This window comes from Streptomyces sp. NPDC111628 (assembly GCF_055635195.1).
This window is the reverse complement of the sequence record NZ_JBVKBZ010000001.1, coordinates 1,048,020-1,061,983: the sequence shown is the minus strand read 5'-3', so window position 1 is coordinate 1,061,983 and position 13,964 is coordinate 1,048,020. Positions and strand designations below refer to the sequence as shown.

The 13,964-nt window shown below is 73.4% G+C and carries 14 protein-coding genes; 5 read left to right on the top strand and 9 right to left on the bottom strand.

The genetic code is table 11. The features are described from left to right. Nucleotides 1-66 precede the first annotated feature (66 nt). Together ACZ7MF_RS05250 and ACZ7MF_RS05245 are read left to right on the top strand one after the other, a co-directional pair. Complete coding sequence (locus tag ACZ7MF_RS05250; protein WP_471474614.1) at nt 67-1,035, top strand: heavy metal transporter; 969 nt, start codon at nt 67-69, stop codon at nt 1,033-1,035. Between the two features lie 337 nt (nt 1,036-1,372). Then, on the top strand, nt 1,373-1,804 hold the full coding sequence (locus tag ACZ7MF_RS05245; protein WP_471474613.1) for an ATP-binding protein: 432 nt from the start codon (nt 1,373-1,375) through the stop codon (nt 1,802-1,804). Between the two features lie 193 nt (nt 1,805-1,997). Here ACZ7MF_RS05245 and ACZ7MF_RS05240 read toward each other — a convergent pair whose 3' ends face one another. Together ACZ7MF_RS05240 and fdxA are read right to left on the bottom strand one after the other, a co-directional pair. Then, entirely contained in the window at nt 1,998-3,095 is a 1,098-nt protein-coding gene (locus ACZ7MF_RS05240; protein ID WP_471474612.1) for a bifunctional succinyldiaminopimelate transaminase/glutamate-prephenate aminotransferase, read from the bottom strand. Between the two features lie 116 nt (nt 3,096-3,211). Beyond that, a complete protein-coding gene (gene fdxA, locus ACZ7MF_RS05235; RefSeq protein ID WP_003973842.1) occupies nt 3,212-3,532 on the bottom strand; it encodes a ferredoxin in 321 nt (106 codons plus the stop codon). 140 nt (nt 3,533-3,672) lie between these two features. Here fdxA and ACZ7MF_RS05230 point away from each other — a divergent pair, with 140 nt between their 5' ends. Next, nucleotides 3,673-4,698 carry a GNAT family N-acetyltransferase gene (locus ACZ7MF_RS05230; RefSeq protein ID WP_471474610.1) on the top strand — a complete coding sequence of 342 codons (1,026 nt, stop codon included), beginning with the start codon at nt 3,673-3,675 and terminating at the stop codon, nt 4,696-4,698. 41 nt (nt 4,699-4,739) lie between these two features. Further along, a complete protein-coding gene (locus ACZ7MF_RS05225) occupies nt 4,740-5,636 on the top strand; it encodes a transglutaminase-like domain-containing protein (RefSeq protein WP_471474609.1) in 897 nt (298 codons plus the stop codon). Between the two features lie 166 nt (nt 5,637-5,802). Here ACZ7MF_RS05225 and ACZ7MF_RS05220 read toward each other — a convergent pair whose 3' ends face one another. The 7 genes from ACZ7MF_RS05220 to mshB all read right to left on the bottom strand — a co-directional run bounded on the left by ACZ7MF_RS05220 (nt 5,803) and on the right by mshB (nt 13,213). Continuing rightward, a complete protein-coding gene (locus ACZ7MF_RS05220; protein WP_471474608.1) occupies nt 5,803-6,417 on the bottom strand; it encodes a response regulator in 615 nt (204 codons plus the stop codon). Continuing rightward, nucleotides 6,414-7,580 (bottom strand): sensor histidine kinase, encoded by a 1,167-nt coding sequence (locus tag ACZ7MF_RS05215; RefSeq protein WP_471474606.1) that lies wholly within the window; start codon nt 7,578-7,580, stop codon nt 6,414-6,416. The genes ACZ7MF_RS05220 and ACZ7MF_RS05215 overlap by 4 nt, the downstream gene beginning before the upstream one ends. Continuing rightward, on the bottom strand, nt 7,577-8,317 hold the full coding sequence (locus tag ACZ7MF_RS05210; RefSeq protein WP_471474605.1) for an ABC transporter permease: 741 nt from the start codon (nt 8,315-8,317) through the stop codon (nt 7,577-7,579). The genes ACZ7MF_RS05215 and ACZ7MF_RS05210 overlap by 4 nt, the downstream gene beginning before the upstream one ends. Then, the gene (locus tag ACZ7MF_RS05205; protein ID WP_471474604.1) at nt 8,314-9,270 is read right to left on the bottom strand and encodes an ABC transporter ATP-binding protein; all 957 of its coding nucleotides are present in this window, start codon (nt 9,268-9,270) and stop codon (nt 8,314-8,316) included. Before ACZ7MF_RS05205 ends, ACZ7MF_RS05210 begins: the two co-directional genes overlap by 4 nt. 147 nt (nt 9,271-9,417) lie before the next feature. Further along, a complete protein-coding gene (locus ACZ7MF_RS05200; RefSeq protein WP_471474602.1) occupies nt 9,418-11,748 on the bottom strand; it encodes a hypothetical protein in 2,331 nt (776 codons plus the stop codon). A 155-nt stretch (nt 11,749-11,903) separates the two neighbouring features. After that, entirely contained in the window at nt 11,904-12,326 is a 423-nt protein-coding gene (locus tag ACZ7MF_RS05195) for a DUF6113 family protein (protein WP_471474601.1), read from the bottom strand. Continuing rightward, nucleotides 12,323-13,213: an N-acetyl-1-D-myo-inositol-2-amino-2-deoxy-alpha-D-glucopyranoside deacetylase gene (gene mshB / locus ACZ7MF_RS05190; protein WP_471474600.1), complete on the bottom strand. Its 891-nt coding sequence runs from the start codon at nt 13,211-13,213 to the stop codon at nt 12,323-12,325. Before mshB ends, ACZ7MF_RS05195 begins: the two co-directional genes overlap by 4 nt. A gap of 178 nt (nt 13,214-13,391) precedes the next feature. Between mshB and ACZ7MF_RS05185 the strand changes: the two genes are divergently transcribed. After that, nucleotides 13,392-13,877 (top strand): MarR family winged helix-turn-helix transcriptional regulator, encoded by a 486-nt coding sequence (locus tag ACZ7MF_RS05185; protein WP_471474598.1) that lies wholly within the window; start codon nt 13,392-13,394, stop codon nt 13,875-13,877. Nucleotides 13,878-13,964 lie beyond the last annotated feature (87 nt).

Below are 13,964 nucleotides of genomic sequence, written 5' to 3'. Positions count from 1 at the left end.
CCTGCCCTTTCGGGCAAGGTTCGTACCCGGCGGACACCGGACCCTACCCTCCAGTACCTTGTACGCGTGCTCCAGCCGTCCCCACCTCGCAAACGCCGTGGCCGCCTCGCCCGTTCGGGCGCCGCCTCCATGGTCCTGCTCGCGGTCGCCGGTTATCTGGCCGTGCAGTACGTCACCGGAGGTGCGGGCGCTCCGGGCTGCAAGGTGGCCTCCGGCAAGGACGGCCGGACGACCTACGAGTTCACCCCGGAGCAGGCGGTGAACGCGGCCACGATCACCGCCGTGGGCACCGCGCGCAAGCTGCCCGAGCGGGCCGTGACGATCGCGCTGGCGACCGCGCTGCAGGAGTCGGCGCTGCGCAACCTGGACCACGGCGACAAGGACTCGCTCGGCCTGTTCCAGCAGCGGCCCTCGCAGGGCTGGGGCAAGCCCGCGGAGATCATGGACCCGGCGTACTCGGCGGGCCTGTTCTACGACCACTTGGTCGAGGTGCCCGGCTACCTCGACCTTCCACTGACCGACGCCGCCCAGCGGGTGCAGCGCAGCGCCTTCCCGTACGCCTACGCCAAGCACGAACCGGACGCCGAGCTGCTCGCCGCCGCGCTCACCGGACGGTCGGCGGCCACGCTGACCTGCGACGGGCGCCCCGGGGCGACCCCGGAGAAGGGGCCGGACGCGGTCCGCGCGGCGCTGGTGCGGGACTTCGGGCACGACGTGCTGCGACCGGCCGGCGCGGAGGTGGGCGGCGACGCCGCGTCCCCGCGGCCCGCGACCGGTTCCGACGAGCGGACCGTGACGCTGCCGGTGACCGGCGGCACCGGTTCCGGCTCGGCCCGGGAGCACGGGCGGCGCGGCTGGCAGTTGGCGCACTGGGCGGTGGCCAACGCCTCCTCGCTGCACATCCAACGGGTCACCTACGCGGGCCGGGAGTGGACGGCGGGCAACACCGACAGCAAGTGGTACCCGACGGGCACCGAGGGCGCGGGGGGCGCGGAGCGGACGGCGGGAGCGGTGCGGATCACGTCCGCCCGGTAGCGCGCCCGTACGAAGTGTCATCTCTGCGAGTGACCCGCGTCGGCACGAAGTCGACGCGGAGCACGGGTTTTCGCACCCTCACCCGCGAAGGCGTCGGAACCCGGGAAATTCAAGGGCCGTAAGGATTCAGCAGACTTTCCGACCGGCGTCCTTTTGCCCGTTTTTCTGTGCACCTGATAATGCGACGCATTACCAACTCTTTACGTTGGGCCGCCGCAACCTTCGTGGCTCTCGAGCGGTAGTCACTGCGTCCGAGCCCGGTCGATCGCTCTCCGGTCGCCCTCCGGGCCCGGTCGGATTTCCCACCGTTGTTGTCGACTTACGCCCAAGGAGCATCATGTCCCTCCCCCTGACCCGCCGGATCGCCCGTGCCGCGCTGCTCGTCGCTGCGGGAGCGGCTGCCGGGGTCGGTGCGGCCGGCTCCGCCAGCGCGGCTCCCGAACTGCCGGCCACCCCGAACCTCGGGGGACTGACCGCCCTGGACGGGGCGAACGTCGGCAACACCGCCGCCTCCGCGGCCCAGAACGTCACCGAGACCGCGGGCGACACCGGCGGCAAGGCCGTCAAGAAGGCCGTGCCGACGGCCGGCAAGACCGGTGGTTCGGTCGTCAAGAAGGCCACGCCGGCCGCGCAGAACGCGGCCGGGGACGCGGCGGGCTCCGCCGGGGACATCGTGGGTGACACGGCGGCGACCGCCACGAAGGGTGGGCTGCCGACGGACGCGCTGGGCAAGGGTGGGCTGCCGGTTCAGGGGCTTCCGATCGGCTAGCGCCGGGCTCGTACGGCGCCGGGTCCTGGGGTTCCCAGGGCCCGGCGTTTTGCTTGCCTACGTGGGTGTCGTGGGCGTGGGTTGAGCCGTGCCCGGCGTTGGGGGCTGTGCCTACCCTCCCCCATTGCCTGAAGGGCATGGGAGGTACCCCCTTCGCCCTGCGGAACGATTGCCCACAGCCGGGCCAAGGCCCTCAGCCCCTCAAGCGCTCCACCGCTGTCTGGACGCGGTCGTCTGTCGCTGTCAGGGCTACGCGGACGAAGGTTTCGCCCGCTGGGCCGTAGAAGTCGCCCGGGGCCACCAGGATGCCGCGTTCGGCCAGGTGGGCGACCGTGGTCCAGCAGGACTCGTCGCGGGTGGCCCAGAGGTACAGGCTGGCCTCGCTGTGTTCGATGCGGAAGCCGGCGCCCAGTAGCGCCTCGCGCAGGACGGAGCGGCGGGCGGCGTAGCGCTCACGCTGGACGCGGACGTGTTCGTCGTCGCCGAGGGCCGCCACCACGGCCGCCTGGGTCGGCGCCGAGGTCATCATGCCGCCGTGCTTGCGGATCTCCAGGAGCGGGCCCAGGACCGCCGGGTCACCGGCCAGGAAGGCCGCGCGGTAGCCCGCGAGGTTGGAGCGCTTGGAGAGGGAGTGGACGGCGACCAGGCCGTCGTAGGAGCCGCCGTTCACGTCCGGGTGCAGGACCGAGACCGGGTCGGCCTCCCAGCCCAGCTCCAGGTAGCACTCGTCAGAGACGACGAGGACACCGTGCTCGCGGGCCCAGGCGACGATCCGGGTCAGGTCGGCCTTGGACAGGACCTTCCCGGTCGGGTTGGACGGGGAGTTGAGCCACAGGAGCTTCAGGCCCGCCGGGTCCAGCTCGGTGGGGTCCTCGTACGCCTCGTACTCCGCGCGGGCCAGGCGGGCGCCGACCTCGTACGTCGGGTAGGCCAGGCGCGGGAAGGCCACCTTGTCGCCGGGGCCGAGGCCCAGCTGGGTCGGGAGCCAGGCGACGAGTTCCTTGGAGCCGACGATGGGGAGCACGTGGCGGTGGGTGACGTCGCGGGCGCCGAGGCGGCGTTCCACCCAGCCGGTGATCGCGTCGCGCAGCGCCGGCGTGCCCCAGACGGTCGGGTAGCCCGGGGAGTCCGCCGCGTCGACCAGGGCCTTCTGGATCAGCTCGGGGACCGGGTCGACCGGGGTGCCGACCGAGAGGTCGACGATGCCGCCGGGGTGCGCTGCGGCCGTCTTCTTGTACGGCTCCAGCTTGTCCCAGGGGAAGGTGGGAAGTCGGTCGGAGACTGCGGACACGGTGGGTGGCTCCCTTTCCTCGTCGGCGCCGGTACGGCAAACGCCTCGGTCCCGTGCGGCGCCGATCGGGGTGATCAGGCCGTACGGGACCGAGGCGGCGCGTGTGCGGGCCGCTCTTACTGGTTCTGCGGCGGCAGCGCGGCGACGAAGGGGTGGTCGCGCTCGATCAGCCCCAGCTTGCTGGCGCCGCCGGGCGAGCCGAGCTCGTCGAAGAACTCGACGTTCGCCTTGTAGTAGTCCTTCCACTCCTCGGGAGTGTCGTCTTCGTAGAAGATCGCCTCGACCGGGCAGACCGGCTCACAGGCACCACAGTCGACGCATTCGTCCGGGTGGATGTACAAGGACCGCTGGCCCTCGTAGATGCAGTCGACCGGGCACTCCTCGATGCACGCCTTGTCCTTCACGTCGACACAAGGCTGCGCGATGACGTAGGTCACGCTGTCGTTCCTCCTCGATAGGGCGCTGGCGGGCCTCCGTAGGCTCCGCCGCCTGGCGCGCGGGAGCGCGGCGTCGTCGATGCCCGCCCCTAGTATCTCCGTTCTTGGGCATGATCCGAACAGGAGGGGTGGACAGACCCGTGGAATTCTCTGCCGCCGGGCGTCTTGAGGTCCGTATCACCACTGCTGACGTGGGCAAACGAGTCTCCGTACGGCGCTTGAGCGAAGCTGGTGTCGCAGGTGAGAAGTTCACCGACACGGTCGGCGTTCTCACATCATGGACCGATGGTGTGCTGCTGATCACACGAAAGAGTGGCGAGTCCGTCCGTTTCGCGGAGTCGGCTCTGGTCGCCGGAAAGGTCGTGCCGCCCGCGCCCGCCCGCCGTCGCGGTCCCGTTGCTTCCTACGAGGAGCTGGCGCGCGTAGCCGCGCGGTCCTGGCGTCCGGTGGAGAGCGAGCGGCTCGGCGAGTGGGAGCTGCGGGCCGCCGGGGGCTTCACCCGGCGGGCCAACTCCGTGCTGCCGCTCGGCGATCCGGGGCTGCCGCTGGACGAGGCGCTGACGGCCGTACGCCGCTGGTACGGCGGGCGCGGGCTGCCCGCGTACGTCCAGACCGCCACCGGCGCCGCCGGCACGCAGGAGTCGCTGTGCGCGGAGCTGGAGCGGCGGGGCTGGGTCCGGGAGGTGACGGCCGAGGTGTGGACCGGGCCACTGGCGCCGGTCGCCGACCTGGCCGAAGGCACCGGTGTGGTCCTGTCCCGGGAGGCGGACGAAGCCTGGCTGGCCCGGTACCAGCGCAAGGGGGTGAGCGAAGTGGCGCTGCGGGTCCTGGAGTCGGGGCCGTCGGTGTGGTTCGCCACGGTGCCCGGCGCGGACGGCGCGAACGGCCCGGGGGACGTGGCGGCGATCGGACGGTGTGTCGTGGACGGGCGCTGGGCCTCCTTCGCGGCCGTCGAGGTCGATCCCGCGCAGCGGCGCCGGGGCCTCGCGACCGCCGTGCTGGCAGCGCTCGCCCGGCGGGCGCTGGACGAGGGGGCGTCGGCGGCGTGGCTCCAGGTGGAGACCGACAACGCCGGGGCCCGGGCGCTGTACGCCGGGATGGGCTTCGCGCCGCACCACGCCTACCACCACTACCGGGAGCCCGAGGCCGCCGGGGCCGACCGGTAGACCGCCGCCGAGACATCGCTCCGAAAGGGCACGAGCCTGCCATGCGTCCTCCTCATCCTCCTCTCCCCCCGTCGCCGGAGCGGTCGGCCGAACTGCGGCGGCGGTTCGCGGCAGAGGCGCGGTCCGAGCGCCCCGACCTGGCCACGCTGTGCCTGCTGGTGGGCGCGGAGGCGGACGGCGCGCTGGACGAGGCGGGGCTGGACGCCGTGCAGGTGGAACTGGACCGGCTGGCCGGAGAGCTGCCGTTCCGGCCGGGTACGCCGCGGGCCTGGGCGGTGGCGCTGCGGGACCTGCTCGGCGAGCGGTACGGGTTCCACGGGGTCGCCGCGGACTACCAGCGGCTGGAGTCGTCGTTGCTGCACGAGGTGGTGCGGCGGCGGCGCGGGCTGCCGATCCTGCTGTCGGTGGTGTGGCTGGAGGTGGCCCGGCGGGCGGGGGCGCCGGTGTACGGGGTCGCGTTGCCGGGGCACTTCGTGGTCGGGTTCGGTGCGGAGTCGGGAGCGGCGTCCGGCCCCGGGTCCGCGGCGCTGGGGGAACGGGTGCTCGTCGATCCGTACGACGGGGGGCGGCTGCTGAGCGGTACGGACGCGGAGGTGCTGGTCGCCGGGGCGACGGGGGCGGAGCTGCGGGCGTCGATGCTGGAGCCGGCGGCGCCGTTGGACGTGGTGGCACGGGTGCTGAACAACATCCGGGCGTGGGCGGCGGCGCGGCCGGAGCAGTCGGCGGTGGGGCTGTGGGCGATCGAGCTGGCGCTGCTGCTGCCGGCGCATGCGGCGCGGTTGCGCTACGAGCGGGCGGTGTTGTTGGTGCAGCGGGGGGAGTTCGCGGCGGGGGCCGGGGAGTTGGAGGCGTACGCGGAAGTGGTGGGGGCGGTGGACGAGGCGGTCGCCGAGGAGGTGCGGGGGGAGGCGCGGACGGCTCGGGCGATGTTGAACTGAGCGTCGGTGGGTGCAGGCCGGGGGTGGGTGCAGGCCGGGGGTGGGGTCGCTTGCCCGCGCTGACGGGGTGCCGCCTGCGCCCACCCGTGCCGCCCCAGCGGCACGACTGCCCGCAGCTGCGGGGGGGGGGAAGGCAGGGCGGCGGTGCGCCGCTGCTTCGGTTCCTCTACAGCCAGCCCTTGTTTCTTGCCACCTGGACTGCCTCCGCGCGGTTTCTCACCGCCAGTTTCTGGATGGCCGTGGAGAGGTAGTTGCGGACCGTGCCCTGGGAGAGGTGGAGGGTGGTGGCGAGTTCCGCGTTGGTGGAGCCGTCGGCGGCGGCGCGGAGGATCTCGCGTTCGCGGTCGGTGAGGGGGTTGGCACCCTCGGCGAGGGCCGCTGCCGCCAGGGTCGGGTCGATGACCCGCTCGCCCGCCAGCACCTTGCGGACCGCTTCGGCGAGTTGGGCGGCCGGGGCGTCCTTGACCAGGAAGGCGTCGGCGCCGGACTCCATGGCGCTGCGCAGGTAGCCGGGGCGGCCGAAGGTGGTGAGGACGACCAGCTTCACGGCCGGCAGTTCCCGGTGGACCAGGGCCGCCGCCTCGATGCCGGTCGCGCCGGGCATCTCGATGTCCAGCAGTGCCACGTCCACGGCGTGGGCGCGGACGGCGTCCAGCACCTCGTCGCCGCGGGCCACCTGGGCGACGACCTCGATGTCCTCCTCCAGGCCGAGCAGGGCGGCCAGTGCCTCGCGGACCATCGCCTGGTCCTCGGCCAGCAGGACCTTGATCGTGCGGCTCATGCCCCGGATCCTACGTCGGTGGCCGCGCCCGCCGGGACGCGGGCGACCAGCCGGAATCCCCGGCGGGACCCGCTCGCCTCCAGTGTGCCGCCCGCCTTCTCCAGACGTTCGGTGAGGCCGGTGAGGCCGTTGCCCGGGGCGTTCTCGGGGGCCGGGCCGCCGGAGCCGTTGTCCTCCACCGACAGCTCCAGCACCGCTCCGTCCAGCGTCTGGCGCTCCAGCAGCTCCACCACGCAGCGCCGGGCGCCGCTGTGCCGTACGACGTTGGTGACCGCCTCGCGCAGCGCCCAGGCGAGGGCCGCCTCGGACTCCTCGGACAGACCGGCGGGGCCGGGTTCGCCGGGGAGTTCGGCGGCCACGCCGGCCGCCGTCAACGCTACTTTCGCGCCTGCCAGTTCGGCCGCCAGGCGGGCCCGGCGGTAGCCGGTGACGGCCTCGCGGACGTCGACGAGCGCCTGGCGGCTGACCTGTTCGATGTCGGCGACCTGCTGGGCGGCCTTGTCGGGGTGGGCGGGGAGCATGCGGCCCGCCAGCTCGCTCTTCAGGGTGATCAGGGAGAGCGAGTGGCCGAGCAGGTCGTGCAGGTCGCGGGCGAGGCGCAGTCGTTCCTCGTTGGCGGCGAGCTGGGCGACGGTGGCGCGGGCCTCGCGCAGCGCGATGGTGGTCCGGACCAGTTCACGCACGCCGGTCATGGCGAAGCCGCCCAGCAGTGCCGGGAGCAGCAGCCCGGCGATGAAGGAGGTCCCGCCGGGCACCGCGAGGGCGATCGCGGTGAGCAGCGCCGAGGCGCCCGGGATGGTCCAGCGGGCCAGGCGCAGCGGCAGGGCGGCACCGGAGGCGATCGCGACGTAGACGAAGAGGACCAGCCACTCGCGGCCCAGGGTGAGGGCGAGGAGCGTGGACTGGGCCGCGAGGACGGCGAGGGAGCCGAGGACCAGCCCGGTCCGCTCGCCGCGGCCGGTGCGGAAGAGCAGCAGCATGTACCAGACCACGAAGGCGACGAGGCCGATCCAGCCGAGGACCTGGACGCCGACGGCGTGACCGCCGTGCAGCAGGTCGCTGACGGGGGCGCCCAGGTAGGCCAGCCAGATGGCCGTCCACATGACCTTGACGGTCTTCTGCCTGCGGTTCTCCGGGCGTTGCCCGATGCCGACGCCGCTCACGCCTTCAGGGTGTCCTTCCGGTACAGCCAGGCCGCGCCGCCCGTGAAGAGCACGAAGTAGACGGCGAGGACGGCGAGGTCCTGTGCGTGTGGGGCGTGACTCTGTTCGATCGACTGCCCGAGGGCAGCGTACGCGTGTGTGGGGAGCCACTCGGCGATGTCCCGCAGCCACTGCGGGAAGGTGGTGGTGGGCATCCACAGGCCGCCGAGCATGGAGAGCCCGAAGTACACGATCATCGTGATCGGGCGGACCGCGTCACCGGTGGCCAGGTACCCGATGGCGACGCCGAGCGCGGCGAAGACCAGGCTGCCGGCCCAGATGACGCCGGTGAGGGCGAGCCACTGCCAGGTGTCCAGGCGTACGTCCTTCACGGCCGCGGCGACGACGAAGACGACGACGATGGAGGGCAGGCTGACGACGGCGGCGCTCGCGGTCTTGGCGAGGACGTAGCCGCGGCCCGGGAGGGTGGTCAGCCGCAGCTGCCGGACCCAGCCGCTCTCGCGCTCCTTGGCGATGCGTTCGCTGTTGCCCATGAGTACGGCGGTCAGGGCGCCGAAGGAGGCCATGGAGACCATGAAGAAGGTGGGCAGGGTCAGTCCGGTGCCGTCGACCTCGCTGGTGGCGTCGGCGCTGCCCGCGATCAGCAGGAACAGGGCCGAGGGGTAGATCACCGAGAAGAACAGGAATTTGCGGTTGCGCAGCGCACGGGTCAGTTCGAGCTTGATCAGGCTGTTCACGGCTGCTTGGCCTCCTCGGCGGCGGTGAGGGCGACGAAGGCCTGCTCCAGTCCGAGGCCGGCGACTTCGAGGTTGCGGGGGCGGAGGCCGAGGCCGTACAGGGCGTACACGGTGGCGTCGGCGTCGGCGGACTGGATGCGCACGGTCCGGCCGGACACGTCGAGGGAGGTCAGGTGGGGCAGCGTGCGCAGCGTCGCCTCGTCGATGGTGCCGTTCCGGCTGCCGTCCGGGCCTCCGTCCAGGTCGCCGTCCAGGTCGCCGTCCAGGTCGAAGGAGATGCGGCGGGTTCCGGCCCTGGCCTTGATCTCGGCGGCCGTGCCGTCGGCCAGCAGCCTGCCCCGGTGCAGGACGAGCACCCGGTCGGCGATGGCGTCGGCCTCCTCCAGGTAGTGCGTGGCGAACAGCACGGTGCGGCCCTGGTCTGCCTGTTCGCGCATGGTGGCCCAGAAGGCCTGGCGGGCGGTGACGTCCATGCCGGTGGTGGGCTCGTCCAGGACGATCAGGTCACTGTCACCGGCGGTCGCGAGTGCGAAGCGAACCCTCTGGGCCTGGCCGCCGGAGAGCTTGTCGACCCTGCGGTCGGCGATCTTCGTGAGTCCGGCGCGGGCCAGCACGTCGGCGGCCGGGTAGGCCCTGGGGTGCAGCGCGCAGGCCAGCCGGACGAGTTCGGCGACCGTGACCTCGTCCATCAGGCCGCCGCTCTGCAGCATGGCACCCACCCGTCCGGCGACGACGGCCTCGCGCGGTTCACCGCCGAAGACGTGAACGGTCCCGGCGTCGGGGCGCCTGAGGCCGAGCAGCAGGTCCAGCGTGGTCGACTTGCCCGCCCCGTTCGGGCCCAGCAGGGCCACGGTCTCGCCGGGGTGCAGGGCCAGCGTCAGCCCGTCGACGGCCCGGACGTCGCCGTACCCCTTGGTCACCCGGTCGAAGCCGACCGCCGTTGTCCTCGTCATGCCCCCATCGTGGCCGCGGGGGGAGGGCGCAAGGCAGTGTCGGCGGTCCCGGGTACCGGATGACAGATGTCATACGGTGCGCGGCGCCCGGTGCGACGTGAGGGGCGCCCGGCGAGTGCCCGCGCGCCCCTCACGTCTGTGCCTGCGTCAGCTGGGATTGGTGTCGATGACGGCCACCCGGTCGGTCTTGCTCTTCAGGGCCTGGCGCATGGCGCCGTAGACGTCCTGGGGGGTGACGGCCGTCTTCTCACCGTTGGCGCGGGTGATGAGCACACCGTCGAACGTCTGGCCGTAGAGCTCCTTGAGGGCGTTCAGGTCGGGCTGGTCGACGAGCTTGCCGTCGACGGCCGTGACCCTGAGGAACTTCCACAGCGACTTCTCGGGACTCAGCGGAATGGAGTGGGCCGGGTCCGTCTGCACGGTCACGCGGTCCGACATCGCCGGCTCCGCGAACTCCTTCAGCATCCGGTCGACCTCGGCCTTGGAGACCGTGGGCTGCTTGGTGGTCGTCGGCACGTTCACCGCGGTGGCGGTGCCGGTCTCCACCTGGGCGCGGTACGCGGCCTGCACGGCCTCGGTCGACTTGGCGACGTCTATGCCCTGGCCGGTCTTGCCGTACACGGGGACGGCCTTGCCGGACTCGAACTTGATCGTGCCCTCGGTCGCCGACCCGGCCCCGCCCGCGGCGTCCTCCAGGGCGGCGTGCAGCTTCTCCTCGTCGACCGGCATGACCGGTTCGACGACCCGCTTCTGGCCGAAGAGCGAGCCGATCACGGACATCGGGTTGTAGTCGCTGGTCGCCGCGGAGCTGGCCGTGGCCTGGGTGTCGAGCTGGAGGCCCGCCTGGTCCGGCTTGAGGGAGACGGTCTCGCCGCCCACGGTGAGCTTGAGCGGTTTGGCCGCGCGGGCACCGAGGGCCTTGTCCAGCTTCTCGACGGCGTCGTCGCGAGTGCCGCCGCCGATGTCGACGCCGAGCACGGTGGTGCCCTTGGGCACGTCGGAGCGGTTCATGAGCAGGCCGGCGCCGTAGGTGACACCGGCGACGACGACCAGGCCGCCGACGAGCAGCGGGAGCTTCCTGCGCCCCTTCTTCTTGGCGGGCTTGGCGGAGCTCGCCGGCGGGGCGGAGACCGGCTCGGGCAGCTTGGGCGGCGTGTGCGGCAGCGGCCCGTCGCCGGACCCGGCGGGGAACGGCGCGGTGCGCTCGCCCGGTACGACGGGGATGCCGCTGGTGACGGTGTTGCCGGAGATGTTGTCCGGGTTGCCCGCGCCGGGCGGGACCGGCCGCTGCGGGGTGAGGATCGCGGTGTCGTCGCTGAGCCCGCCGCCGGGGCCGAGGCGGGCGGCGTCCGGACCCGCGCCGGGACCGGGGCCTGCCGGCCCGCCGGGGCCACCGGGACCTCCCGGGCCGGCGAGGCTCCCCGGGCCGCGCAGGCCGTTCGGTGCGGGCTCGCGCGGCGTACCGGGCGCCGCCGGGCCGCCGGACATGCCGAGGTCGCCCAGGTCGCCGACGGGGGGCGGCGTCAGCCGGCTGTCGCCGGTGGCCGGGCCGCTCGTCGGTCCTGCGGGGCCCTGGGGCCCGTTGCCGTACGGGGACTGCCCGTTCAGGCCGTTCTGCTGCCCGCCGGGGGCGCCGGGTGCCTGGTCGGTCCGGCCCTCCCCCGCGAAGTACGGCAGGTTGTCACGGCGCGGCTCGCCACCGGCGTCGGCGCCCGGCCGGGCGCCGTTGCCGTTGCCGCCCAGCGGACCGGCCGCCAGCGCCTCGGTCACGTCGAAGGAACCGGTGCCGCCACCGTGGCCGGGCGCCACGGGCCCGCCGGTCGCACCGGCGCGGGCGGCGCCGCCCGCGGAGCCGGACCGGGCGCCGCCGGGTGCGTTCATGGAGCCGACGACGCCACCGGGACGGCCACTCCCGCCGCCCGGCCGCGCACCGGCACCCGAAGCACCCGCCGGGCCCGCGGGACCCGCGCCACGCGCCCCCGTCGCACCCGGGGTTGCGGCGGTGGGCGCCGAACCTGCGGGCAGACCGGCGCCGTTGGTGGCGCCGCCACCCTGAGTGCCTTTGCCCGGGCCCGATTTGCGTGGCGCGAACCAGTCGCTCGTCGGCTTCTCGTCGGCGGGCTGGGCGGGCTCGGCGGGAGCCTCGGGAGCGGCGGCCCCGGGCGCGGCGGCGCTCGGCGCCGGCGCGGGCGCGGGCCGCTCGCCCGTCGTCTCCGTGCCGTCGGCGGCGTCCTCGCCGTCCGCGACGGGCTTGCGCACGACGACCGGCGGGATGGGCCGCGACCCGGGGATGTTGATCCGGATCCGGGTCGTCAGCGTCGTCTCGGTCTTGCGCTCCTCCGGTCGCGTGGCCGAACGGCCCGCGTCCGCACCGGCGTCGGAAGCCGTGGGTGTCCCGTAGGGCGGGGTGCCCGACGGGTATGCGGCTCCGCCGCGCCCGTGGGGCCCGGAGGACGAACTGTCAGTTTCACGACTCAAGGCAGGTTCTCCCGGTTGGCTCCGCCGCCCGTCACGCCTTCAGCGGGCGGCTCGGCGGCGCGCACCACCATACTGGCCACTTCTCGCGCGTATCCCGTGACCGCCGTGGAAACCCACACGGGACTCGCACGCCCACGGCACGGCGAAGCGGTACGTCACTTGCGAAGTCGGGCGGGGCCGCCGTCCGGTTGCCGCACCGGCGCGAGGGTGGCGCAGATCACAGCAACGGCGATCCCGCCGAGCAGAAAGAGATAGGAGCCGGCACCGGCGGCGAAGAGGAAGTCGCCCTCCGGACGGCTGGTGGTGAGCAGCACCACGGCGAGCGCCCAGCCGAGGGCGGGCGCGACCGCCCCTCCCCGGCGCCCCACGGCACGGCCCGCGCCGACGCACAGCCCCGCCTCGGCGGCCAGCGCGAGCAGCAGCCCGCCCGGGAACCAGGCCGGCTGGAGCAGCGCGCCCGCCACCCCGAGGACGGCGCCGAGCACGAAGAGTCCGGCGTACAGGGCGGCCCGTCCGAGCGAGGGCGGGCGCAGCGGCTGGGCGAGTGCGGAGCTCGGGGCTTCGTTGCGGCTGTTCACGAGGTCGCCTCCCCGGTCGCGGAGGCCGAGGCGATGCCCGCGAACAGGTCGCTCTCGCGTCCGTCGCCGCCGCCCCGCTCGCCACGCACCAGTTCGTAGTACTCGGTGGTGAGGATCGGCTGGGCCAGGTCGTTGGAGAGGACGAAATACGGTTCGGCGACCGTGATCTGGGTGGCGTGCGCGCGCATCGCGGCGGCCTTGGCGGCGGCGTACGCGGTGCCCTCGCCGCGGATCTCGGTGGTGATCCGCTCGTCGTCGACGACACCCGGCACGTCCTCGACGGCGGCCGCCTTCTCGAACGGCAGGCCCGGCAGGTCGTCCCGGAGCCGGGCGAAGGCGTCCGCCACCCAGGAACGCGGCACACGGTTCCAGTAGACCTTGGCGACGGGGCACCCGGCCTCGGCCGCCAGCTCCACCGCCCGCATGGCGATGCGGTGGGCCTGGATGTGGTCGGGGTGGCCGTAGCCGCCGTTCGGGTCGTAGGTGACGAGCACCTGGGGGCGCACCTCGCGGATCACGTCGACGAGCGTCCCGGCGGCCCGGTCGACGTCGGCCTGCCACAGGCAGCCGGGATCGTCGTTGTCGGCCAGCCCCATCATCCCGGAGTCGGCGAACCGCCCCGGGCCGCCGAGCAGCCGGAAGTCGTCGACGCCGAGTGCGCGCATCGCGTCCGCCAGCTCGCCCCTGCGGTGCCCGCCCAGAGCGGCTCCGGACAGATGGGCGAGCGCGGGCGGGATGACCTCGCCCCGCTCGCCCAGGGTGCAGGTCACCAGCGTCACCTGCGCGCCCTCGGCCGCATAGCGGGCCATGGTGACGCCGTTGTTGATCGACTCGTCGTCCGGGTGCGCGTGCACCAGCAGCAGACGCCGGCCGGGGAGTTCCGTCATGGACTCCACCCTATGAGTACCCGGGACGCCACGGACCGCCTCCCCTCCGCCAGGGGCCGGTTGCGGAGAGCGTGAACACTTCCGGACGAAGCGACCACGTCTCACTCTCCGGGCCGCCGCCGAGCTAGGTCTCTTTTGGATAATCCGCCTCGGATCGAGTTGCTCTACGCTGACGGACATGACCGCCATGACGCCCGCGCGCACCGAACCGGACCTGTCGTTCCTCCTCGACCACACCAGTCACGTCCTGCGGAGCAAGATGTCCGCCGCTCTCGCCGAGATCGGTCTGACCGCCCGCATGCACTGCGTGCTCGTGCACGCTCTGGAGGAGGAGCGCACCCAGATCCAGCTCGCCGAGATCGGCGACATGGACAAGACCACGATGGTGGTGACGGTGGACGCCCTGGAGAAGGCGGGCCTGGCCGAGCGCCGCCCCTCCAGTACGGACCGGCGGGCCCGGGTCGTCGCCGTCACCGACGAGGGCGCCCGCGTCGCCGGGCGGAGCCAGAAGATCGTCGACCGCGTGCATCGCGAGGCCCTGGCCGCACTTCCGGAGCCGGACCGGCAGGCCCTCCTGCGCACACTCAACCACCTGGTCGGCGACGGCCTGGCGACCCCGGTGGAGGCTCCGCGCTCCGCCCGCCGGGCGCGTCAGCCCAAGTAGCCCCGGGAGCAGGGCCACGGTGGGGCAGGCCACAGGGAGCAGCCTACGGAAAGCGAGACCGAAAGCAAGACCGAAAGAAATAGTCTG

Bases quoted from the DNA above. Each gene is read 5' to 3' on its own strand.
- ACZ7MF_RS05245 (WP_471474613.1), top strand. From the start codon at position 1,373: ATGTCCCTCCCCCTGACCCGCCGGATCGCCCGTGCCGCGCTGCTCGTC.
- ACZ7MF_RS05225 (WP_471474609.1), top strand. From the start codon at position 4,740: ATGCGTCCTCCTCATCCTCCTCTCCCCCCGTCGCCGGAGCGGTCGGCC.
- ACZ7MF_RS05220 (WP_471474608.1), bottom strand. From the start codon at position 6,417: ATGAGCCGCACGATCAAGGTCCTGCTGGCCGAGGACCAGGCGATGGTC.
- ACZ7MF_RS05205 (WP_471474604.1), bottom strand. From the start codon at position 9,270: ATGACGAGGACAACGGCGGTCGGCTTCGACCGGGTGACCAAGGGGTAC.
- mshB (WP_471474600.1), bottom strand. From the start codon at position 13,213: ATGACGGAACTCCCCGGCCGGCGTCTGCTGCTGGTGCACGCGCACCCG.
- ACZ7MF_RS05185 (WP_471474598.1), top strand. From the start codon at position 13,392: ATGACCGCCATGACGCCCGCGCGCACCGAACCGGACCTGTCGTTCCTC.